Origin of the sequence: Mesopusillimonas faecipullorum, from assembly GCF_020539505.1 — a bacterium.
GTDB lineage: Bacteria > Pseudomonadota > Gammaproteobacteria > Burkholderiales > Burkholderiaceae_B > Mesopusillimonas > Mesopusillimonas faecipullorum.
Map to the genome: position 1 here is coordinate 1 of NZ_JACDXW010000012.1, position 20,507 is coordinate 20,507.

The 20,507-nt window shown below is 55.3% G+C and carries 24 protein-coding genes; 15 read left to right on the top strand and 9 right to left on the bottom strand.

All coding sequences use genetic code 11. The features are described 5' to 3' along the window. Nucleotides 1–507 precede the first annotated feature (507 nt). Together H0484_RS14445 and H0484_RS14450 are read right to left on the bottom strand one after the other, a co-directional pair. Nucleotides 508–1,914 (bottom strand): Cu(+)/Ag(+) sensor histidine kinase, encoded by a 1,407-nt coding sequence (locus H0484_RS14445; protein ID WP_226955345.1) that lies wholly within the window; start codon nucleotides 1,912–1,914, stop codon nucleotides 508–510. A gap of 3 nt (nucleotides 1,915–1,917) precedes the next feature. Further along, nucleotides 1,918–2,601, bottom strand: coding sequence for a heavy metal response regulator transcription factor (locus tag H0484_RS14450; RefSeq protein WP_013742891.1), 684 nt, complete (start codon nucleotides 2,599–2,601; stop codon nucleotides 1,918–1,920). Between the two features lie 271 nt (nucleotides 2,602–2,872). Here H0484_RS14450 and H0484_RS14455 point away from each other — a divergent pair, with 271 nt between their 5' ends. Next, complete coding sequence (locus H0484_RS14455) at nucleotides 2,873–3,208, top strand: four-helix bundle copper-binding protein (protein WP_226955347.1); 336 nt, start codon at nucleotides 2,873–2,875, stop codon at nucleotides 3,206–3,208. A gap of 89 nt (nucleotides 3,209–3,297) precedes the next feature. Here H0484_RS14455 and H0484_RS14460 read toward each other — a convergent pair whose 3' ends face one another. After that, nucleotides 3,298–3,498, bottom strand: coding sequence for a heavy-metal-associated domain-containing protein (locus H0484_RS14460; RefSeq protein ID WP_226955348.1), 201 nt, complete (start codon nucleotides 3,496–3,498; stop codon nucleotides 3,298–3,300). A gap of 303 nt (nucleotides 3,499–3,801) precedes the next feature. Here H0484_RS14460 and H0484_RS14465 point away from each other — a divergent pair, with 303 nt between their 5' ends. From H0484_RS14465 to H0484_RS14505, 9 genes are all read left to right on the top strand, one after another. Then, entirely contained in the window at nucleotides 3,802–4,092 is a 291-nt protein-coding gene (locus H0484_RS14465; protein ID WP_226955350.1) for a DUF2933 domain-containing protein, read from the top strand. Nucleotides 4,093–4,262: 170 nt separating this feature from the next. Beyond that, nucleotides 4,263–4,367, top strand: a complete 105-nt coding sequence (locus H0484_RS15265; protein WP_226955398.1) for a protein-disulfide reductase DsbD domain-containing protein — start codon at nucleotides 4,263–4,265, stop codon at nucleotides 4,365–4,367. Between the two features lie 171 nt (nucleotides 4,368–4,538). Further along, on the top strand, nucleotides 4,539–6,401 hold the full coding sequence (locus H0484_RS14475; RefSeq protein ID WP_226955351.1) for a copper resistance system multicopper oxidase: 1,863 nt from the start codon (nucleotides 4,539–4,541) through the stop codon (nucleotides 6,399–6,401). A gap of 5 nt (nucleotides 6,402–6,406) precedes the next feature. After that, nucleotides 6,407–7,621, top strand: coding sequence for a copper resistance protein B (locus H0484_RS14480; RefSeq protein ID WP_226955400.1), 1,215 nt, complete (start codon nucleotides 6,407–6,409; stop codon nucleotides 7,619–7,621). 74 nt (nucleotides 7,622–7,695) lie between these two features. Then, nucleotides 7,696–8,205, top strand: coding sequence for a cupredoxin domain-containing protein (locus H0484_RS14485; RefSeq protein WP_180013325.1), 510 nt, complete (start codon nucleotides 7,696–7,698; stop codon nucleotides 8,203–8,205). Nucleotides 8,206–8,219: 14 nt separating this feature from the next. Further along, nucleotides 8,220–8,696 carry a c-type cytochrome gene (locus H0484_RS14490; protein ID WP_226955354.1) on the top strand — a complete coding sequence of 159 codons (477 nt, stop codon included), beginning with the start codon at nucleotides 8,220–8,222 and terminating at the stop codon, nucleotides 8,694–8,696. Between the two features lie 70 nt (nucleotides 8,697–8,766). Further along, nucleotides 8,767–9,183, top strand: coding sequence for a DUF411 domain-containing protein (locus tag H0484_RS14495; RefSeq protein WP_226955356.1), 417 nt, complete (start codon nucleotides 8,767–8,769; stop codon nucleotides 9,181–9,183). Nucleotides 9,184–9,343: 160 nt separating this feature from the next. Further along, on the top strand, nucleotides 9,344–9,688 hold the full coding sequence (locus H0484_RS14500; protein WP_226955358.1) for a hypothetical protein: 345 nt from the start codon (nucleotides 9,344–9,346) through the stop codon (nucleotides 9,686–9,688). 152 nt (nucleotides 9,689–9,840) lie between these two features. Then, nucleotides 9,841–10,047, top strand: coding sequence for a hypothetical protein (locus tag H0484_RS14505; protein WP_108621357.1), 207 nt, complete (start codon nucleotides 9,841–9,843; stop codon nucleotides 10,045–10,047). Between the two features lie 49 nt (nucleotides 10,048–10,096). On the opposite strand, the gene H0484_RS14510 is transcribed toward H0484_RS14505, so the two are convergent. The 6 genes from H0484_RS14510 to H0484_RS14535 all read right to left on the bottom strand — a co-directional run bounded on the left by H0484_RS14510 (nucleotide 10,097) and on the right by H0484_RS14535 (nucleotide 16,005). Then, nucleotides 10,097–10,543: a DUF305 domain-containing protein gene (locus tag H0484_RS14510; protein ID WP_226955359.1), complete on the bottom strand. Its 447-nt coding sequence runs from the start codon at nucleotides 10,541–10,543 to the stop codon at nucleotides 10,097–10,099. A 104-nt stretch (nucleotides 10,544–10,647) separates the two neighbouring features. Continuing rightward, nucleotides 10,648–12,981: a heavy metal translocating P-type ATPase gene (locus H0484_RS14515; protein ID WP_226955360.1), complete on the bottom strand. Its 2,334-nt coding sequence runs from the start codon at nucleotides 12,979–12,981 to the stop codon at nucleotides 10,648–10,650. Nucleotides 12,982–13,134: 153 nt separating this feature from the next. Continuing rightward, a complete protein-coding gene (locus H0484_RS14520; RefSeq protein WP_226955362.1) occupies nucleotides 13,135–14,421 on the bottom strand; it encodes an arsenic transporter in 1,287 nt (428 codons plus the stop codon). A gap of 88 nt (nucleotides 14,422–14,509) precedes the next feature. After that, nucleotides 14,510–14,989 carry an arsenate reductase ArsC gene (locus tag H0484_RS14525; RefSeq protein ID WP_226955364.1) on the bottom strand — a complete coding sequence of 160 codons (480 nt, stop codon included), beginning with the start codon at nucleotides 14,987–14,989 and terminating at the stop codon, nucleotides 14,510–14,512. 93 nt (nucleotides 14,990–15,082) lie between these two features. Then, nucleotides 15,083–15,604: an arsenate reductase ArsC gene (locus tag H0484_RS14530; protein WP_226955366.1), complete on the bottom strand. Its 522-nt coding sequence runs from the start codon at nucleotides 15,602–15,604 to the stop codon at nucleotides 15,083–15,085. A 59-nt stretch (nucleotides 15,605–15,663) separates the two neighbouring features. Next, on the bottom strand, nucleotides 15,664–16,005 hold the full coding sequence (locus H0484_RS14535) for an ArsR/SmtB family transcription factor (RefSeq protein ID WP_226955368.1): 342 nt from the start codon (nucleotides 16,003–16,005) through the stop codon (nucleotides 15,664–15,666). 40 nt (nucleotides 16,006–16,045) lie between these two features. Here H0484_RS14535 and arsC point away from each other — a divergent pair, with 40 nt between their 5' ends. The 5 genes from arsC (at nucleotide 16,046) to H0484_RS14560 (ending at nucleotide 20,499) form a co-directional block, all read left to right on the top strand. Continuing rightward, complete coding sequence (gene arsC, locus H0484_RS14540; protein WP_226955370.1) at nucleotides 16,046–16,471, top strand: arsenate reductase (glutaredoxin); 426 nt, start codon at nucleotides 16,046–16,048, stop codon at nucleotides 16,469–16,471. 59 nt (nucleotides 16,472–16,530) lie between these two features. Beyond that, entirely contained in the window at nucleotides 16,531–17,289 is a 759-nt protein-coding gene (gene arsH / locus H0484_RS14545) for an arsenical resistance protein ArsH (RefSeq protein WP_226955372.1), read from the top strand. Between the two features lie 257 nt (nucleotides 17,290–17,546). Next, complete coding sequence (locus tag H0484_RS14550; protein ID WP_226955374.1) at nucleotides 17,547–17,768, top strand: hypothetical protein; 222 nt, start codon at nucleotides 17,547–17,549, stop codon at nucleotides 17,766–17,768. Between the two features lie 191 nt (nucleotides 17,769–17,959). Beyond that, nucleotides 17,960–19,219 carry a TolC family protein gene (locus H0484_RS14555; protein ID WP_226955376.1) on the top strand — a complete coding sequence of 420 codons (1,260 nt, stop codon included), beginning with the start codon at nucleotides 17,960–17,962 and terminating at the stop codon, nucleotides 19,217–19,219. A 2-nt stretch (nucleotides 19,220–19,221) separates the two neighbouring features. Further along, complete coding sequence (locus H0484_RS14560; RefSeq protein ID WP_226955378.1) at nucleotides 19,222–20,499, top strand: efflux RND transporter periplasmic adaptor subunit; 1,278 nt, start codon at nucleotides 19,222–19,224, stop codon at nucleotides 20,497–20,499. Nucleotides 20,500–20,507 lie beyond the last annotated feature (8 nt).

Here is a 20,507-nt window from a genome sequence, read left to right on the forward strand (position 1 = left end):
CACGCAGAGCGTATGGGTTCAGGAATTTTGAGAACTACCGCTTGCGGGTCTTGGCCCAATGCGGTTGGAATGGTGTAATTAACCGAGTCTAGTGAATGCCTAGATCCCCCGATTACGGGGTAGAGCCGGGGTATGTCATTCGCATCGAGGATGAGGACGACCGCAGGGCGATCCGGATCCAGGCGACTGTAGCAGGGCAAGAGTTATATACAACGATCCGCTCAGACTTGATCGCAGAGGAGCGAGCGATGATTGAGAGCCTCTCTCCCGAAGTTCGTCAGGCCTCGCTTGTGCTTTTAAGGCGGCTTACGCGGGCAGCCGAAGCGCGATACGGCGAGCGAACTCATAGTTTGCTTGAAACCACCACGGATATAGCATGACGAGCCGTCGTCTTTTTTGACGCACGCAGTCAAGTTTTTTTGCTCTATATGTTGTTACTGCCAACTTAAATGTGAAGCCGGCAGATTAATAGAAGGGCATACGTCGTAGCCGAACTCTGACGTATGGTCAACATTTTGTTGCTGGTGACAATATCTCGAATGTTGTCGCCTCAGCAGTCGAGCGTGCACTAATCTTTCCCCCATGTGCTTCCACAATCGATTTAACAATCGCTAAGCCAAGGCCTGCGCCTTCACCAGTACGCTGTCGCGATGCGTCAGGTCTATAAAAACGCTCAAAAATGTGGGCAATGTGTTCGGAAGGTATGACGGGACCGGGGTTCCGAACACAAAGCCTGATATTCGTAGATTCGACTTCGAAGGTTGCTATGACGGAGCCTCCTGCAGGCGTGTATCGAATCGCGTTCGATAACAGGTTGCTCAATGCCCGGCGTATCATCAGCCGATCTCCGATGATGCAACCCCGTGGCCCCACAAGCTTTAAGCCCACCTCGCGCTCTTCGGCCCAGGCGCCAAAGTAGTCGAAAAGGATGCGCATCTCGGCCTGAAGGTCGATTTTAACGAGTTCGGGTTTGAGTAGATTGTTATCCGCTTGCGCCAAAAACAGCATATCACCAAGCATTTTCGCCATGCGCTCGTACTCTTCTAAGTTCGAATACAGGATCTCCCGATACTGTTCGACGCTGCGGGACTGAGAAAGTGCGACTTCGGTTTGGGTTTTCAGATTCGTGATGGGGGTTCGAAGCTCGTGCGCGATGTCACCTGAAAAATCGGAGAGACGGCGGAAGACGCCCTCAAGCCGCTCAAGCATTCCGTTGAAAGACATTGCAAGCCCGACCAGTTCAGTAGGAACGGCGTGTGGTTCGAGTCGTATATACAGCTGATCGGACCTGATTTTTCCGATTTCGCGGCTAATGCGCCGTATCGGTGCATGGCCTTGGTGCACCGCGAGCCATGTAGCCAAAATCGCAATGAGACAGGCCGCCACTGTGATGATTCGGAGATAGTCCCGAAAGCTGTCCAGATAATGCAGATGGAAATTGATGCCCGTGGCCACCGCGATGGTTAAGGTGCGCGGCGCAGGGAAACTATCCGTTCCGGTCCGTAGTACAGCTCCTCGAAACGTCTCGCCGTGATCTTGCCATATGCCAACCGTGTCAATAGTGATTTTCTCTACAGGCTGAGCGATTTGAGCAAACCTGTCCAAATTCGATCCCGGCGTAGCATAGATGAGTGCACCGGCGTCCGAGGAGATACGATATTGAGCGTTATGGTGGCCCGACACGGCATTGGCAAGCGGCTGATTCAATTCGGCAGGTGCTATATCAGGCGGTAGCGTGGCTAGCGTGTGCTTTAAGGCCTGAACGACTGCATTCAGTTCATCAACATCTTGCTGGATAAAGTGGTTGTTGATTGACCGCTCTACGATCCAGCCGAATGTGAGTAGTACGACTGTTATCACCGCCCCAATAGAAACGGTAAGCCGTACAGCTAGGGATGCCGGCCGTCTTTTCATCAACTATTCGGGGAGCGTCACGTCCAGCATGTAACCCATGCCGCGTACCGTGTGGATAAGCTTAGGATCAAAATCGTCATCGATTTTGGCGCGTAGGCGTCGGATCGCGACATCAATGACATTGGTGTCGCTGTCAAAGTTCATGTCCCACACCTGGGAAGCAATCAACGAGCGAGGCAGTACTTCGCCTTGCCGACGTACCAAGAGTTCCAACAAGGCAAACTCTTTGTTCGTGAGATTAATACGCACGCTTTTGCGCTGGGCTCGACGTCGAGGAATATCGAGAACGAGATCAGCGATCTGTAACTGATCTTGGAAGGCAGGAGCGGCACCCCGCCTTAATAACGTACGTACACGCGCTAGGAGCTCTGAAAAAGCGAACGGTTTTACCAAGTAATCGTCTGCGCCCAGCTCCAGCCCTTTGACGCGGTCTTCTACACTATCTCGGGCAGTCAGAAATAATACCGGCGTCGACGATTTCGCATCGCGTAGAGCCTGGACGATACGCCAACCGTCCACATCGGGCAGCATGACGTCCAAGATAATCAAATCGTACGAGCCAGTCAAAGCCAAATGATGCCCGTCCAAGCCAGTGCGCACGAGGTCCACAACGAAGCCGGACTCGACTAGCCCTTGGCGTACATAATCACCGGTTTTGGTCTCGTCTTCGACCAACAGCAATTTCATGGGTTCGATCCTGTAAGTCCATCGGCTATCACGAAAGGAAGAGCATTCTGCCGTCCATTGTCAAACTGTAATGCGATGCCGCTGACGGCAACATGACGTCAGCATTACAAAATTGTAATGCTACGGTAGAAGCCATCACCGGTAGAGCTGGGTTGCCAGCTTTTGCAGGCAAATTACTGCCCGTACGGCATCCAAGTTGCTGCATGAGGGAAGTGGCGCCGCATGACGGCGGTCACATGATGATCACACCTCAACCTTGTTGGAGATCGATATGCCTCATGAAAAGTTTCAATCCTGCATAGACGCTTGTTATGCCTGCGCTACGGAGTGCGACCACTGCGCAGCCTCATGCCTGGGGGAACAAGATGTTAAAGCTATGGCGCGCTGCATAAAGCTGGACATGGATTGCGCACAAATTTGCCGACTGGCGGCCAGTTATATGGCCAGGGGCAGTGAATTCGCCCAAGCCCTTTGCCGTCTGTGCGCTGATGTCTGCCAAGCTTGCGGTGATGAATGCGCAAAACACCAAATGGATCACTGCCAGCGTTGCGCCGGGGCTTGCCGCAGATGTGCTGAAGAGTGCAGGCGGATGGCGCAGACGGCCTGAGCGGCCTAGCAACCAGGATCGCTACCCGCACGAGCGGTGCGGGCAAACGAACAAATTGAGGCCAGGGCGCATCATTGCGCCTTGGCCTTTTAAACTTTACGCGACGGACTGTAACCCGCCTCGCGAATAGCTTGTTCTACTACGTCTGCGTCGGGAACCCCCTCCACGCGCACGGTGTGCTCGGCCAGGTCAACCGAAATGATAGCCTCGGGTGCGACGTCTTTGACAGCGGCGGTAACGGCGCCCACGCAGTGCCCACAAGTCATATCGTTTACTTCAAATTGAATCATTTTTTCCCTCTATTGGTAATTCGCCGAGCCGGATAACTGCAGGATAAACATTCCCACAGTGGGAATGTCAACGGATATGGTGTTTTTTGCCGCCTCTTGCAAATAGAACGGGACTTTGCCCCGGACAGGGTGAAGTGATGTGGTGCTTCATACATATCGCAACAAATTTATTACCTCTGTGGCGTTCCTTTTAAAGATGACAAAGATGTAATGCCCGCGCAACCTTTCTGACAGCGACGGACCGTTACAGTAGGCTCGTTCCTAGACTGAATTCCAGTGGCGCAAGTAAAAGGAGAGCCGACAATGAAATGCGATGTGAAGACGATGTTGAAAGGCGGTCTTGGGCTGGCCGCGCTGATTGCAGTGGCGTATGCGGCCCTGCCTGTCGCGCGGGAGTGGATCGCTGCGGTGAGCCCATTCTTATTCTTTCTGATTTGTCCGTTGATGATGCTTTTCATGATGAAAGGCATGCAGTCGTGCCACAGCGACAACGCTTCAAAGAACGGTGGACCCACTCAAACACAAATACCGGAAGGGACTAATGCTGGCGGGCACTCACGTCCGCCAGCTCCAGCGAACCGCTTTGATGCTTGAGCAGACCATGAGAACCAGACTCACTCGAATAGTCATCCTAGTACTAGCGGCAATTGGGTTGGTCGCTATTTTGGCTTTCATTTTCATGGGCATCATGATGTTCTGGATGATGAGTGGTTGAAGTGAAATTTATTCGTTTGTTGACAGCCCTGCTCGTAACTGGCACTGGCGTGGCGCTGATTCTGCAAGCGTCCTATCAAGGCTGTAACGATCCCACCGGCGTCTGCTATCCACCGATAGAGAAGACGCTGTCTGTACCACTCGTATCACGCTAAACAGAGTCCGCAAATGAAATCCGCCGCGAATTCCAGATTACAGAAAAGTAATGGAGCCGTCATTCGTGTGACAGCCGTACTTGATTAAAGTTAGGAATAGCAATTTGTCGGTTCGCCCAGAATGCGGCAGACGAAGCTCCGATCAACGATTCATTACAGGATTCTCCCCGCGTGAAACGCTCAACTACGCTAGCGGTTCCCCTCCCGGCCATACCTCGTCGCCGTTTTGTGCAAGGCCTTGTGGCCGGCGGCGTGTTGCTGGGCTTGTCGCCATTTGCCCGTGCCGCTGGAATGCAATCGGGCCGAACTAGTACGGGTTCTGCGGCGATACTGAGTGGGACCGAATTTAATCTGGAGATCGGTGAATCACCTGTGAATTTCACTGGTACGCCGCGTATGGCGACGACGGTCAATGGCTCGCTCCCGGCGCCCACGTTGCGTTGGCGCGAAGGCGATACCGTCACTATTCGCGTCAAGAACCGCCTGAACGAAACCACCTCAATTCATTGGCATGGCATCATCCTGCCGTTTCAAATGGACGGGGTGCCCGGCATCAGCTTTGCGGGAATCCCGCCCGGCGAAACGTTCACGTATCGGTTCAAGGTGCAGCAAAGCGGCACGTATTGGTATCACTCGCACTCGGGCATGCAAGAGGCCACAGGGGTTTATGGGGCGATCATTATCGACCCGGCACAGACTGACTCCATACGGGCCGATCGCGAGTATGTCGTCCAACTCTCTGACTGGACCGACGAGGATCCGATGCGGGTTCTGGCCAAGCTCAAGATGCAGGGCGACTACTACAACTACAACCAGCCCACGGCGGTCGATTTCTTTCAAGACGCCTCCCAGATGGGCCTGAAAGCGGCTATCGACAAGCGCAAGATGTGGAATGAGATGCGCATGAGCCCCACGGATTTGGCCGATCTGTCCGCGAACGTGCTGACCTACCTGATGAATGGTACGGCGCCGGCGGGCAACTGGACGGGGCTATTCCGGCCTGGAGAGCGGGTGCGGCTGCGCTTTATCAACGGCGCGGCTAATACTTTCTACGATGTACGCATTCCGGGCCTTCAGTTGACCATCGTTCAAGCCGACGGGGTCAATGTGGAGCCCGTTACGGTGGACGAGTTCCGATTTGGGCCCGGAGAAACCTACGATGTATTGGTACAACCGAAGGACGACGCTTACACCGTTTATGCGCAAGCAATGGACCGAACAGGGTATGCGCGCGGTACGCTAGCCACGCATGCCGGTCTCGAAGCGCCAGTACCGGCGCTCGACCCCGTGGAATGGTTGACCATGGCGGACATGATGGGCGCTATGGGCGGAGGCATGGCAGGAATGAGCCATGGCGCGGCCAACCAATCGTCCGGTGGCACGAGCCATGGAGGCATGGCCGGAATGGGCCACGGGAATATGGCTGGAATGAATCACGGCAGCATGCAAGGTATGAATCACGCAGGTATGTCAGGCATGGACCACGGCGCTATGTCTGCGGCCGGCGCCAGCACCCAAGTACGCCATGCCAGGACCGAGTATGGGCCCAGCATTGATATGCGGGTCGATATGCCGCGCACCAACCTGGACGATCCCGGCATTGGGCTGCGTAATAACGGCCGACGCGTCCTAACGCTGTCCGATTTGCACACAGTGGGCGGCCCAATGGACCCGCGCGGCGCAGAACGTGAAATCGAGTTCCATTTGACCGGCAATATGGAGCGCTATACCTGGTCGTTCGATGGCGTCGAGTTCGGAAAATCGACCCCGGTTCATTTCCGTTACGGCGAACGAGTCAGAGTCATCTTGCATAACGACACCATGATGACGCACCCCATGCATTTGCACGGAATGTGGAGTGAGCTGGAAACGCCAGACGGCCAATTTCAGGCTCGACGCCACACGATACCCGTCCAGCCTGCTCAGCGTATCAGCTTTCTCGTGACCGCCGATGCGCTCGGACGCTGGGCATGGCACTGCCATCTGATGCTACACATGGATGCCGGGATGTTTCGCGAAGTGGTGGTGGCATGAAGACAATGAACGACACGTTAGGCATCCCGGTCATGAACAATCAATTGAAGAAGAAGTTTCTTGCGATGGCTATCGCTACAGTGGGAGTGATGCCCGTGCTTGCCTATGCGCAGACGCATGCCGGCCATGCCGGTCATACTGCGGCGCCGCCCGCAACAAGCACGCCCGCGACGGTTTCGGGCATGGATGGCTCTATGAACATGTCCGATAAGGAGCATGGCTCCATGGGTATGCCGGGTATGGACCACGGTTCGATGGACATGCCCGGTATGGGCCATGGCGCAGGGAAAGCGCCAGCCCAGGGTCATGACGACATGAAAATGCCCATGAAGCAGGCCGACCCGGTCAAAAACACTTCCGCCATGCCGGGAATGTCGCGCGGTCAGTCCGGCTTTAATGCGCCAACCCCTGCCCACAATATGGGTGCCATGGACCATAGCGGTGGCGAAATGGATCATGGCGATATGCAGATGCAGGGCGGCTCGCCGCCGCCGGACGCTCGCGATCCGGACGCCTACTCCGATGGCTACGTCCGCAATGCCGGCAAGTATGCGTTGCCGCCGTCAGATGCGCTAATCATGTCCGACATGCACAACTTCGGCTCCGTCAATTTTGACCGGTTGGAGTACGTCAGGGCGCGCGGCGAGGAATGGGCGGCCTATGAAGGCGAGGCCTGGTACGGCAGTACCTACAACCGCGCCGTGATCAAAGCCGAAGGGGAAGTAGCGAGCGGTAAGCTGCAAGAATCTGAGACGCAGCTTTTGTGGCGCCATGCAGTTTCTACGTTTTGGGATACGGAGCTGGGCTTTCGTTTCGATCATGGCCAAGGCGTGCCGAACCGGGAATGGTTGGCATTTGGCTTTAAAGGGTTAGCGCCTTACTGGTTTGAAGTCGATGCCACCGCCTATGTTGGCTCGAGCGGCCACACCGCTTTGGAGCTGAAGGCCGAGTACGACATCCTGTTGACTCAGAAGCTGTATCTGCAACCCAGCGTCGAAGTGAATTTCTATGGCAAGGACGATGAACGCTGGGGCATTGGCAGCGGCTTGACAGACGGCACGGCGGGCTTGCGCCTCAAGTATGAAGTCACGCGTCAGTTCGTCCCGTACGTGGGCGTCGAATGGTCCAGCAAGTTTGGAAAAACGGCGGATTACGCACGGGCAGCGGGCGACTCCAAGCAGGAAACTCGCTTTGTGGCCGGTTTGAGCTTTCGCTTCTGAAGTCGCCTTTCACCTTTTCGCATGGGCGGCTTGAAAAGGCCGCCTGCTAAAACAAATCTCAAGAGAGTATTGATATGAAGAAGACCCTTTCTATTCTGGCTTTGAGCGTACTGCCGACCCTCGCATTGGCTGCCGGCAACCATGGCGGGGGGCATGGCGCACCGGCGCATGGCATGCCCGGTCACGATATGTCTACCATGTCGAATGCACCTTCGCCAACTGGTCAGCCGGGCGATCCGGCTAAAGTTACGCGCACGATTGAACTGACGATGGACGACACCATGCGGTTTACGCCTGGTGACATCCAGGTCCGCGCTGGCGAGACAGTTCGTTTCTTTATCAAGAATACGGGGAAAATCCCTCATGAAATGGTGATCGGGTCCATTGCCGATATGAAGGCCCATGCGGCCGAGATGCAGAAGATGCCGGGGATGCAGCATTCGGAACCGAATATGATTACATTGGACCCGGGCAAGATTGGCGGCTTGGTGTGGCAGTTCGACCAGGCGGGCACTGTCGATTTCGCTTGCCTGATTCCGGGTCACATGGAAGCTGGAATGGTCGGCAAGGTAAAAGTCAGCTGATCTAGCGCATTCAAATGACACGGAGAAAAAAATTGGTCTTTGGAATGGTTGGCGTCGTCATAATCGGCGCCGCCGCCGTCCTTTACAGCACGACTCGGCCATCTGGCCCGGCATTCATCGACCCTGCGGACCAATCCCTTGTGATGCAGGGCAAGGCGATCTATGCGAACAATTGCGCAGCCTGCCATGGCGAGGCCCTGCAAGGCCAGCCGAACTGGCGTGAACGCATGTCCAATGGCAGGCTGCCTGCACCGCCGCATGACAAGAGCGGCCATACCTGGCACCATCCCGATGCGATGTTGGTCGATATGGTGAAAAACGGTCTGGTCCCTGGGAAGACAGCACCTCCAGGCTATGTGAGCGACATGCCCGCGTATCGCGACATCCTCAGCGACCAAGAGACCATTGCGGTACTGACTTATATCAAGAGCACTTGGCCTCCTAAAGTTCTAGAGGCACAGAAGGAAGTTACTTTGCAACGGCAGAACTAAGCTGCTTGGTTGTGGTCTTTATCTATACTATGAATCATTCAAGATCTACATTTTTGCTGGAGCAGGTTTCATGAAACTATGGCTAACAGCGGCTGCCTTATCTGTCGCGTCATCCTTTGCACAGGCTGCCGGCACGGCCATTACCGTATATCAGGACCCCAATTGCGGCTGCTGCTCCGGTTGGGTTGAGCATATGCGGGAGTCCGGCTTTGATGTTACTGCCATCAAGACGGCCGATATGGCTTCAGTCAAGCAAAAACTCGGTGTGCCGTCGCAGCTCGGTTCGTGTCATACAGGCGTGGTAGAAGCCACTGGCCAAATCATAGAGGGGCACGTACCGGCCAATGCTGTCAACAAGTTACTCGCTGACTCGTCGGTGAAGGGCGTGTCGGCGCCTGGCATGCCGTTGAATGCGCCGGGCATGGGCGAACTTGACGGCAATTTAGTTACTGTTGACTTTAACGGTAAACCGTTTTCCAAGGACTAGAATCTACAGAAAAGCAACGGCATAGCCGGGTACGCCACGAGTGGTACGCCTTTGCTGCTCTGACGCTAGAAGAATTTATACCTCCACACCTACATCTCTCTTGCGCCACAAGTTCAAGCCGGTTCGTGAAAAGTCAATTTTCTGAATTTAGGAGATCAAAATGAATATGAAAGCACTATTTATTGCGCCCGTTACGGCGCTCTTGTTGGGCGTAAGCGGTGCAGGAGTAGCAGCGACTCCCAGCGGCGATAGCACATCCACGGGCATGAAAGCTGAACCAGGCATGATGCATAATGGTGACGCGAGCCAGATGGGCCAGATGAATCCAGGTAGGATGAAAGATCACGGCATGATGGGGATGATGGGCAGTTGCCCTATGATGGGTGCCGCCAGCGGCGCCAATAGCAAAGTGATGATGCAGATGCATGGCGAAATGATGCGTGCCATGGGCGACATCATGATTAAGTATGCCGATAAACTTGAAGTGCCATCCTCGCCTCAATAACGAGATCTGAGTTCGAACCAAAGAGCTGTCAAGAAAGCTATTTCGATGGCTTTGGACGCGCTGCGAGCCGTTCATGGGGCGTCGGCTACCAAATGCCGTCGCTAACCTAAGACTGCCTCCCGCATCGTCCTTGGAAACGATGGAGCGATCGCTTGAGCAAGCCATTTACCTTCGGCACCCTGCGTACTTCGCTTTGCATTGATGAGCAGTGGGTGATCACAGTCGCCAATGCGATTGCCAGAGCGCTTGAGGCCAGCACGACGCTGGAGACCTGGGTCAGCGCATCGTCGGCTGATGCAGAGTTTCCGGCATTCAATCCTGTGCAGTTACCCAGGCAGTCAATGAGTATTGTTGCTTAGAACCTTTCCTGTGACTTCGTTCAGGCTCACTTGCGGCTCAGATGCGGATTTATTTCTCGAGATCCTTGATAAGCGCTTTCATTTCTTCGATTTCTCCGCGCTGTGACTCGATGATTTGACCGGCCAGTTCACGAACGCGAGGATCAGAGAGGGTCGCCCGTTCGCTGGTCAAGATCGCGATGGAGTGATGCGGAATCATTGCCTTCATCCAGGAAACATCCTCAATGGTTGACTGACTTCGCACAAGCCAGAGAGCAAGCGCAAATACTATCGCGCTGGCGGCAAAAATCGCACTGTTCACGCGACGACTTCGGTGCATATGGAGCATGAAGGCCAACATGATGATTGCCATCGCGGCGCCCATCATGAATGCCATATACACGCGCGTTTCACTGAAAAAGACGTCGTTCAGCTCATACGTATTTAGATACATAAGGCCGAACATCACGATCGTTGAAGTAGCGATCATGGCGGCAAACCGAAGGTATTGGCGCATGGCTGATCTCCTGTTTTACGTAAAGATTTGCTATTTCTCCAAATACGTCAGCTTTGGCTACTTGCTAAGTTCAAGTGCCACCGACTCACGCGACGCGTTGCACTTCAGGTAGACTTTCGAAGCCTAAGGGCATTGAAAACGACCGATGCTGAACTCAGACTCATTGCCAATGCCGCGAACATGGGTGAAAGCAACAGCCCGACAAACGGGTACAAGACCCCAGCGGCCAAGGGCACCCCAAGAGCGTTGTAAACGAATGCGAAGCCCAGATTCTGCTTCATATTGGCGACTGTTTTGTCCGAGAGGTGGCGCGCAATCGAGATGCCGCGCAAGTCTCCCTTGACCAGCGTGACCTGCGCGCTGTTCATCGCCACGTCGGTTCCGGTACCCATCGCAATCCCGACGTCCGCTTTGGCTAGGGCAGGTGCGTCATTAATGCCGTCGCCGGCCATCGCAACAACTCGGCCTTCTGCTTGAAGTTTGCTGACCAAATCCAGCTTGTCGGCCGGCTTCACTTCACCGTGAACCTCGTCAATTCCTAATTGCTGTGCCACAGCTTTAGCCGTCGAAACGCCGTCGCCTGTTGCCATGATGACGCGGATCCCAGCCGCCTTGAGATCCTTCACGGCTTCGGGCGTACTTTTCTTGATGGGGTCAGAGACAGCCAGCAAACCTATTAATTGACCGTCTGTTGCTAAATACATGACGCTTGCACCCTTGGCGCGCAACGATTCGGCGGTACTGGCCATGATCGTAACGTTAACGTTTTCTTGATCCATCAAGGCAGTGTTGCCCAAAGCAAGGTGTTTGCCCTCGACCTGACCACGTACACCGATACCGCTACCTGACTCGAAGTCGTTTACAGCGCTTAGGCTTAAACCCCGCTCCCGCGCCGCCGTGACAATGGCGTCGGCCAAAGGGTGTTCACTGCCCTGATCAAGGCTAGCCGCCAGACGCAGCACTTCGGCAGCCTCTGTGTCGCCTGCCGGAATGGCCTGCTCGAACGCAGGGCGGCCTTCCGTCAAGGTGCCGGTCTTATCGACGATAAGGACATCGACTTTACGTAGGTTCTCGATGGCTGCCGCATCACGAAACAGCACGCCTTGAGTGGCGCCACGGCCGGTTGCCACCATAATGGACATGGGCGTGGCCAAGCCCAGGGCACATGGGCAGGCGATGATCAGTACAGCTACGGCGTTAATCAAGCCATATACCCAGCTCGGTTGCGGCCCAAGAATACCCCAGACAAAAAACGTGATGATGGCGATGGCGACGACTGCCATCACAAAATAACCAGCCACTTGATCTGCCATGCGTTGCATCGGTGCGCGGGAGCGCTGCGCTTGTGCGACGAGCTGCACGATCTGCGAAAGCACGGTCGCTGAGCCGACCTTTTCAGCTCTAATTATTAGCGAGCCGGATGTGTTCATCGTCGCGCCGATCACTTTGTCACCAGCGCGCTTGCTCACCGGCAGAGGTTCGCCCGTGAGCATGGATTCATCCAGCGAACTCGCACCATCTTCGACGACGCCATCAACGGGGACCTTCTCCCCAGGGCGCACACGCAGGCGATCGCCTTCATGCACGTGCGTCAGGGGTACATCCTCTTCTGATCCATCCGCGTTGATCCGGCGGGCTGTTTTGGGTGCGAGTCCCAGCAGTGATTTGATGGCAGCTGACGTCTGCGAACGCGCCCGCAGCTCCAGGATCTGGCCAAACAGAGTCAAGGAAATGATGACCACTGCGGCTTCAAAGTAAACAGCCACACGCCCCATGGATATGAACGTTTCGGGGAAAACGCCCGGTGCGACTGTCGCCACGACGCTATAGACGAACGCGGCGCCTGTACCAAGACCGATGAGCGTCCACATGTTGGGACTGCGGTTGACAACGGATTGCCAGCCGCGCACGAAGAAGGGCTGCCCAGCCCATAGCACCACGGGTATTGACAACACGAGTTCGATCCACGTTTGCGCCCTCATGCTGAACCAGCCAAGCTGCGGACCAAACATGGCCAGCACGGTGACAATGACCGTAAGGGGCAGCGTCCACCAGAATCGCCGAGAGAAATCTTTCAGCTCAGGATTATCGTCCTCCAGGCTGGGCATGAGCGGCTCAAGCGCCATGCCGCACTTTGGGCAGCTTCCCGGATGATCCTGTCGAATCTCGGGGTGCATCGGACAGGTATAAATTGTGCCAGGAGCTACCTGCTCGAAAGCTGCTTCGTTCTTGTTTTTCTGACCGGTGAATTTTTTGGGATCACGCTTGAACGTTTCCGAGCACTTGGTGCTACAAAAATAGAAATGCTTGCCTTCATGCTGAACCTGATTTACGGAGTCTTTCGTCACTGGCATACCGCACACAGGATCGGTGAGTTGCAAGCTGGAGGCGGGCTGCGTCACGTTGTGGTTGTGAGGTTCAGACTTGTTGTGCGCCATGGCGATAAAAACCTTCCAAGAGTGTGAGCGCAAGTTCAGCCCGTGTACGGCCAGATGCTTTTAGCGCCTAGGGAAATTGCGGTCAAATTCCATCATGCCACATACCAACACGTGGTCAGACGTTAATTCGGGGCTTGGCGCATTACATTTTTGTCATGTAACGCCTAATCGTAGCGTGAGCGCCGCGAGGGTAATAAGCAATACGGGCAAAGTGAGCACGATACCTACTCGGAAGTAATATCCCCAGGTAATGGTCATCCCCTTGCGTGCCAGGACGTGCAGCCACAGGAGCGTAGCCAAGCTTCCGATAGGCGTGATCTTTGGGCCCAGGTCGCTGCCAATGACATTGGCATAGATCATGGCTTCTTTGACCACGCCCGTTGCCTGACTGGCGTCAATCGAAAGCGCCCCGACCAGAACGGTAGGCATGTTATTCATAATGGACGAGAGCAGGGCGGTGAGCACACCGGTACCCAGGGTGGCAGCCCATAAACCGTGGCTGGCCAGATAGTTGAGCAGATCAGCGATCATTTCTGTGAGCCCCGCATTGCGCAGCCCATAGACCACCAAATACATGCCCAGAGAGAATATTACGATAGGCCAAGGCGCTTCGCGCACGACTTTGCGTGTGCTGATTTTGTGCCCGCGTCCCGCGACGATAAGCAGCGTGATTGCACCCAAAGCGGCGATAGCACTGACCGGCACGCCAAATCCTTCAAGGGTAAAAAAACTGATCAACAACAATCCTAGTACGACCCAGCCGGCGCGAAACGTCGCCAGATCGCGAATCGCCGTTTTCGGTTCTTTGAGTTGGCTATCGTCGTAGCGAGCCGGAATACTGCGGTGAAAATACAAAAACAGAACCAGCAAGGTGGCTGCAACGGAAACAAAGTTGACGGGCACCATGACCGCGGCATATCGTGCAAAACCAATATCGAAAAAATCAGCGGAAACAATATTGACCAGGTTGGACACGATGAGTGGCAGACTGGCCGTGTCGGCAATAAAGCCTGCCGCCATGACAAAAGCCAGTGTGGCTGCAGGGCTGAACCCTAACGCCAACAGCATGGCCATGACGATGGGTGTCAAAATCAAGGCGGCACCGTCATTGGCGAAGAACGCAGATACCGCAGCCCCCAGTAACACGATCAGTGCGAATAATCGCCGGCCATGCCCACCGCCCCACCTGGCGACATGCAGTGCTGTCCATTCAAAAAAGCCCGCTTCATCCAAGAGCAGGCTGATAATAATAATAGCCACGAACGTAGCGGTAGCGTTCCAGACGATCTGCCAGACCACGGGTATGTCGCTGAAGCTCACTACGCCGAAAGCCAGTGCAAGGGCTGCGCCGATCATAGCGCTCCAGCCAATGTTCAAGCCGCGCGGCTGCCAAATGACTAGGACGATGGTGACAATAAAAATCAATAACGCAGCAAGCACGTGAAATCTCTTTACGACAAAAGGGAAGGCGCCCTAGGCAGGGCATTGAGGGCAAAAGCGTCGGTTCGCAAACGCTCGCAACGATGCATCAAGGAAAAAGATCGCCAATGCGATCCAGTTCAGTCTTCAGACGGGTCGGGTCATTCTTCAAATCAGCGAGCGGCAACGCCAAGAATGCTTCAATGCGCGTTCGCAAAATGCGGTATGCAGCATCGAACGCCGCGTCAATTTCGTTGTCTGTACCGGTGGCGTGAGCCGGATCCTCAACACCCCAATGAGTTCGGGTAACCCGGCCCAAGTATGCGGGGCACGTTTCGCCAGCGGCGCTCGCGCAAACCGTGACGACGATATCCGGGGTATGCGGTAGGTTATCCCAGGATTTGCTGAAAAAGCTGTCTGTTGAAATGCCTTCGCGCGCGAGCAGCGTCAACGACCGGGGATGCACATGGCCGGTAGGATGGCTGCCGGCGCTCATGGCGCTCCAACCGGTAGGAGCAAGGTGATTGAAAGTGGCTTCAGCCAGGATAGAGCGGCACGAATTGCCCGTGCATAAGAAAAGGACGTTCATATATTCGGTACACAAGAGATGGGAGGGAAGTTCGTGGGCAGAGCTTCGGACCTGCAAGAGGGCTCGCGGCGAACCGGTCCGAACGCATATTGGTTAAGAAGCTGTGGTGCTCGCTTGTGTTGCTCGATCGCCCAGTGTGTCGAGTTCGCGTTTGATTGCCGCTTTGTCCAGCGTGGCTAATGGCAGGCTATTGAAAATTTTGATGCGGGTTGCGATCTGGCGAAAAACCTTATCAAACTTCCCTCGCTGTTCTTCAGCGGTGCCCGTACAGGCCGATGGGTCTTCAAAGCCCCAGTGCGCCGTAATCGGTTGGCCAGGCCACAAGGGGCATTCTTCACCCGCGGCGCTATCGCAGAGGGTGATGACAAAGTCCATTTGTGGTGCTCCTGGCCGGGCGAATTCATCCCAACTTTTGCTGCGTAAGCCATCGATTGGAAGCCGTGTTGCTTGAATAATTTCGAGAGTGAGTGGGTTCACCTGTGAGCCGGGGCGGCTGCCGGCGCTGAACGCCTTAAAACGACCATGACCAAATGAATTGAGTAGCACTTCAGCCATAATGCTGCGTGCCGAATTTCCTGTACAAAGAAACAGGGTGTTATAGACTTTATCCGACATGGTGAAAAAGTTCCTCTATTGTGTGTTTCCGGCTCAATGGTCAGTACATGAATGAGTGGCTAGGAGCGAGTTTTCTGGGTCACAGCACAAGCATCGAGGCTTACGGGCGAGCACGGGTTTCCGCCACAGCAGTTTTCCGTGAGATAGGCCAGAAGCGAATTCATGGCTTCATATTCGGCTGAATAGAATACAAAACGACCTTCCTGTCGCGACGACAACAGCCCCGCGTTCACCAATTCTTTTAGGTGAAAGGAAAGAGACGACGGTGCAATTCCCACCAATTCTGACAGCTGCCCGGCCGGTAGGCCGGCTGGGCCGGCTTGCACCAAGTAGCGATAGGCTTCCAGGCGGGACTCGTGGGCGATGGCGGCCAGTGCGCGGACTATACTTTTCGTTTCCATTGATCAATAATAATCGAAACGTTAAAATAATGGAACCACTATGAGCGATATCACGATCTACCACAATCCCGACTGCGGCACCTCACGCAACACGTTTGGCTTGATCCGCAATGCCGGTATAGAGCCCACCGTAATTGAATACTTGAAAACGCCGCCATCCCGTGAGGCGCTCGCCGATCTAATTCAACGTGCCGGGTTAACGGTGCGCCAGGCGCTGCGTGAACAAGGCACTCCATTTATGGAACTGGGCCTGGATAACACGGCACTTACGGATGCCCAGTTGCTCGAGGCGATGCAAGAGCATCCCATTTTGATGAACCGACCTTTCGTTGTTACACCATTAGGGGTACGCCTGTGCCGGCCTTCGGAGATGGTTCTCGATATTCTTCCGCAAACCCAGCAGGGACCCTTTACCAAAGAAGACGGGGATGTTGTTATCGATGAGCGCGGTCAACGCGTGCGTTAGCGATACTCCACCTTCCAACGCCGCTCAGCCGTTTTTTTTCTGTTAGTTTGAGACCATCGATGACCAGCTATTCTTCACCCGCCGATTTGACCTTGCCAATAGTCGACGAGACCCTATTGGACACACCCACTCATGACAAGCTTTCCTTGTCGGTTGGGGCAACGCATCCGCCTCGTATTCTTCTACTGTACGGTTCGCTACGTGAGCGCTCATACAGCCGCCTCCTTACCGAAGAAGCGGCGCGCATCCTGACGCGCTTGGGCGCCGAAACAAGAATTTTTAATCCACAGGGTCTTCCGCTGCCCGATAGCGTTCCTGCCGATCATCCTAAAGTCATTGAGTTGCGGGAACTATCGAATTGGTCCGAAGGGCAGGTGTGGTGTAGCCCCGAACGACATGGCACCTTAACAGGGGTGTTCAAGAGCCAAATCGATTGGCTGCCTCTGGAGGTGGGAAGCCTGCGACCGACGCAAGGCCGTACCCTCGCTGTCATGCAGGTCAGCGGCGGCTCCCAATCCTTTAACGCGGTCAACGCGCTGCGCGTACTTGGCCGTTGGATGCGCATGGTGACCATCCCTAACCAGTCATCGGTGGCGAAGGCCTACCAGGAGTTCGACGAGGACGGACGGATGAAACCTTCGGCCTACTACGACCGTGTCGTCGACGTGATGGAAGAACTTGTCAAATTCACCTTGCTGGTCCGGGATCGCAGCGATTACTTGACAGACCGCTACAGTGAGCGCAAAGGTGTGGCCGCCGAGGTCGCCCGCTTGGCCGAGCGCGCCATGGAGCAGGAAACCGAAACGACGGGCAGCTAAACGGCACTGGCATCGATTTGTATTTTAGTTAAATAACTCTCAACCACCTATAGCCTAAGGGCCTCAGTATTGGAATGCGGGATGGGCCTACGGCCATGAGAATTCCCAGCTGAATTTGATATAATCCAGCTTGAATGAAAAAGTTTATATTCATCTTTCTGCTGGTGCTTCTGCCCCTCCAGGCTTCCTGGGGAGTGGTCAGTGTGTACGCGACACAAGAGCATGATAGCTGTTCTCCTACTTGCTCCGAAGCTCAAATGGTTCAAGCAAAGGACGGCGGCCAAGACAGTTCCACCACACCGAGTGCTCATCACGAAGACCGTTTTTGCGGTTTGCATGCTCTCGGTATTGTCGAAACCGGCCCTCATCAAGGCATCTCCTTCTCATCTGACGCAGCCCCTCGAGTCCAAGAGTCGCGACTTGCGTTACAGATCTTCATCGAACGGCCAGAGCGGCCTAAATGGAACGCGTCAGCCTGAAACGGCGCGACGCAGCACTCACCGCGTCGTGACGTCTATCCTTGCAGTAGCTGGGAACGGCTGGACGGGTACCACTTTCGTCTGATTTAACAGAATCGCTCCCGTCGCGTTCGCCCCTGGGCGACTATGACCGCACCCCCCGGCGCTGCTCAAGAGTCAAGTATCTCTAAAGACTATCTTGGAGCAATTCCATGCGCAGTGCATTAGTTCTATTTGCGGCCGCCGCGATCCTTTGGAGCGCCGCCTCGGCCCAGCCGCTGCCTTCATATTCCGCCGCGCCCACTGCCCCGCCCACTGAGCCAGCCACGTCGCTGACACTCAATCAGGCTTTGACACTGGCCCTGGATGCCAATTACACCCTTTCGTCGGCCCGTTACGCGGCCGATTCGTCGCAAGGCGTCGTCTTGCAGGCCGGCGTCAGGCCAAACCCGATACTGGACATCGAAGTAGAGGACACATCCCGCAAGGCCTCGCGTACGACAACGACCAAACTCAGTCTACCTATCGAGCTTGGGGGCAAGCGCGATGCGCGCATTGCCTCGGCCGAGCTTACCCGCGATATTGCGGGCCAGCAGCTGCTGCAGGCTCGAGCCGATGTGCGATCACAAACGGTGGCCGCATTTTTCGATGTCTTGATCGCGCAAGAGCAAGTAGCGCTGTCAACTAAAACGGTTGAGATTGCTGGCGATGCATACCGCATTGCAGATCGGCGCGTGGAGGCGGGAAAAGTTCCGCCGCTTGAGGCTGATCGGGCGCAGGTCGAACTGGCAAACGCCGAGTTGGAAAAGTCCCAGGCGGCCAGCTCCTTGGAACTGGCGCGGCGCACCCTTTCGGCGTTGTGGGGCAATCCGTCACCGCAATTCACCCAAGCGCAAGGGGAGGTCGCTGTCTTGCCGGCACGCCCCGGGTTAGACGACTTGGCCGCTGCACTGGAGCGTTCTCCTTATATACAGGCCGCACGGCTTGAGCAGGACCGAGCTCGAGCTCAGATCGATGTGGAACGCAGCAAGCGATATCCGGATCTGACGGTAAGCGCCGGCGTCATTCGTAATAACGAACTAGATCGAAATCAGATGATGGTGGGCGTATCGATTCCCTTGCCCTTTTTCGACCGAAATCAAGGCAACGTCTATGAAGCATCGATGCTGGCATACAAGAGCCGAGACGATTACCGGGCTTTAAAGATTCGTTTGCAGACGCAGTTACAACAGAGCGCCAGCCAGTTCGACATGGCCAAAAGTACCTCGGCAAGGCTTGCATCCGACATTTTGCCTAAGGCCGAAACGGCGTTTGAACGCGCCAAGAAAGGTTTTGAAGCTGGCAAGTTCGGGTTTACCGAAGTGTTGGATGCGCAGCGAACGTTATTTCAAGCGCGCGTTCGCCACCTTTCAGCACTATCGGATGCATATCAAGCCCTCGCGCAAATAGACCGTATTCTGGGATCAGATTGACTATGAAAAGCACACAAAATAAGCCAGGTTTGGGCAACCGCAGCCGGCAGACCGTCTTAATTGCCCTGATTGTCCTCATTGGCGTTTTACTTAGTACCTTGTTGTTGGCCGGGACCAACACGCAGGAGGGTGGGTCCGAGCAAGAGGAACATGCGCATGCGTCGGAAGATACAGAAAAGCAGCACGACAGCAAGGAGGCTGAACATGCGGATGAGGGTGGCGAGACGCATGCAGATGAAGAACAGCATGGGCGCGAGGTGACCTTTACGCAGGGGCAGATTGAGGCGGCCGGAATCACCTTGGCGACTGCTGGGCCGGCGTCCATTCAAAGCACCATCCAGTTGCCGGGCGAAATCGTCTTTAACGCCGATCGCACTGCGCAGCTCGTTCCGCGCCTTGCCGGCGTCATACAGGCGGTTAAAGCCAACCTCGGGCAAGAGGTCAAAGAAGGCGATGTACTCGCCGAGATAGCCAGCCCGGAGCTGTCCGAGCGACGCAGCACGTTGAGCGCCGCGCAAAAGCGCCTGACGCTGGCGCGAACCACCTATGAGCGCGAACGGCTGTTATGGAAGGAGAAGGTGTCGGCCGAGCAGGACTATCTGCAAGCTCGCCAGCAACTGCAAGAAGCGCAGATTGCTGTGGACGACGCCCTTGAGCAGCTCCAGGCGCTGGGGACTGATGCCGGTGAACCTGGTCACTTCAACCGCCTCGAAGTGCGAGCACCTTTCGATGGAATGATCGTAGAAAAAGACATCGCCCTTGGGGAGACGGTCAGTGCTGATGCGCCGATCTTCAAGATTTCAGATTTGTCGACGGTATGGGCTGACATGATTGTGCCGGCTGAAGCACTGGGCACCGTGCGTGTTGGCAGCAAAGCAATCGTACAGGCTACCGCCTTTGACTCACAGGCTCAAGGCACCGTTTCGTATGTCGGTTCGCTGTTGGGCCAGCAAAGCCGGGCTGCTACGGCTCGGATCAGTTTGCCCAATCCCAATGGGGCGTGGAGGCCCGGCCTGTTCGTGAATGTCCAAGTGCTCTCAGGTGAGGCACAAGTGCCTGTCGCGATAGAGCCTGAGGCGATCCACACCCTGGAGGAAGAGTCAGTGGTATTTGTGCGCCACGATAACGAGTTTGTTGCACAAGCTGTGACGACCGGCCGCCGCGATGCCAACTCGGTGGAAATTGTCGAAGGGTTGGAAGCGGGTACGTCCTACGCCGTGGAAAACAGCTTTGTCATCAAATCCGAGTTGGGCAAGGCTAGCGCCTCGCACAGCCACTGAGCAGGGGA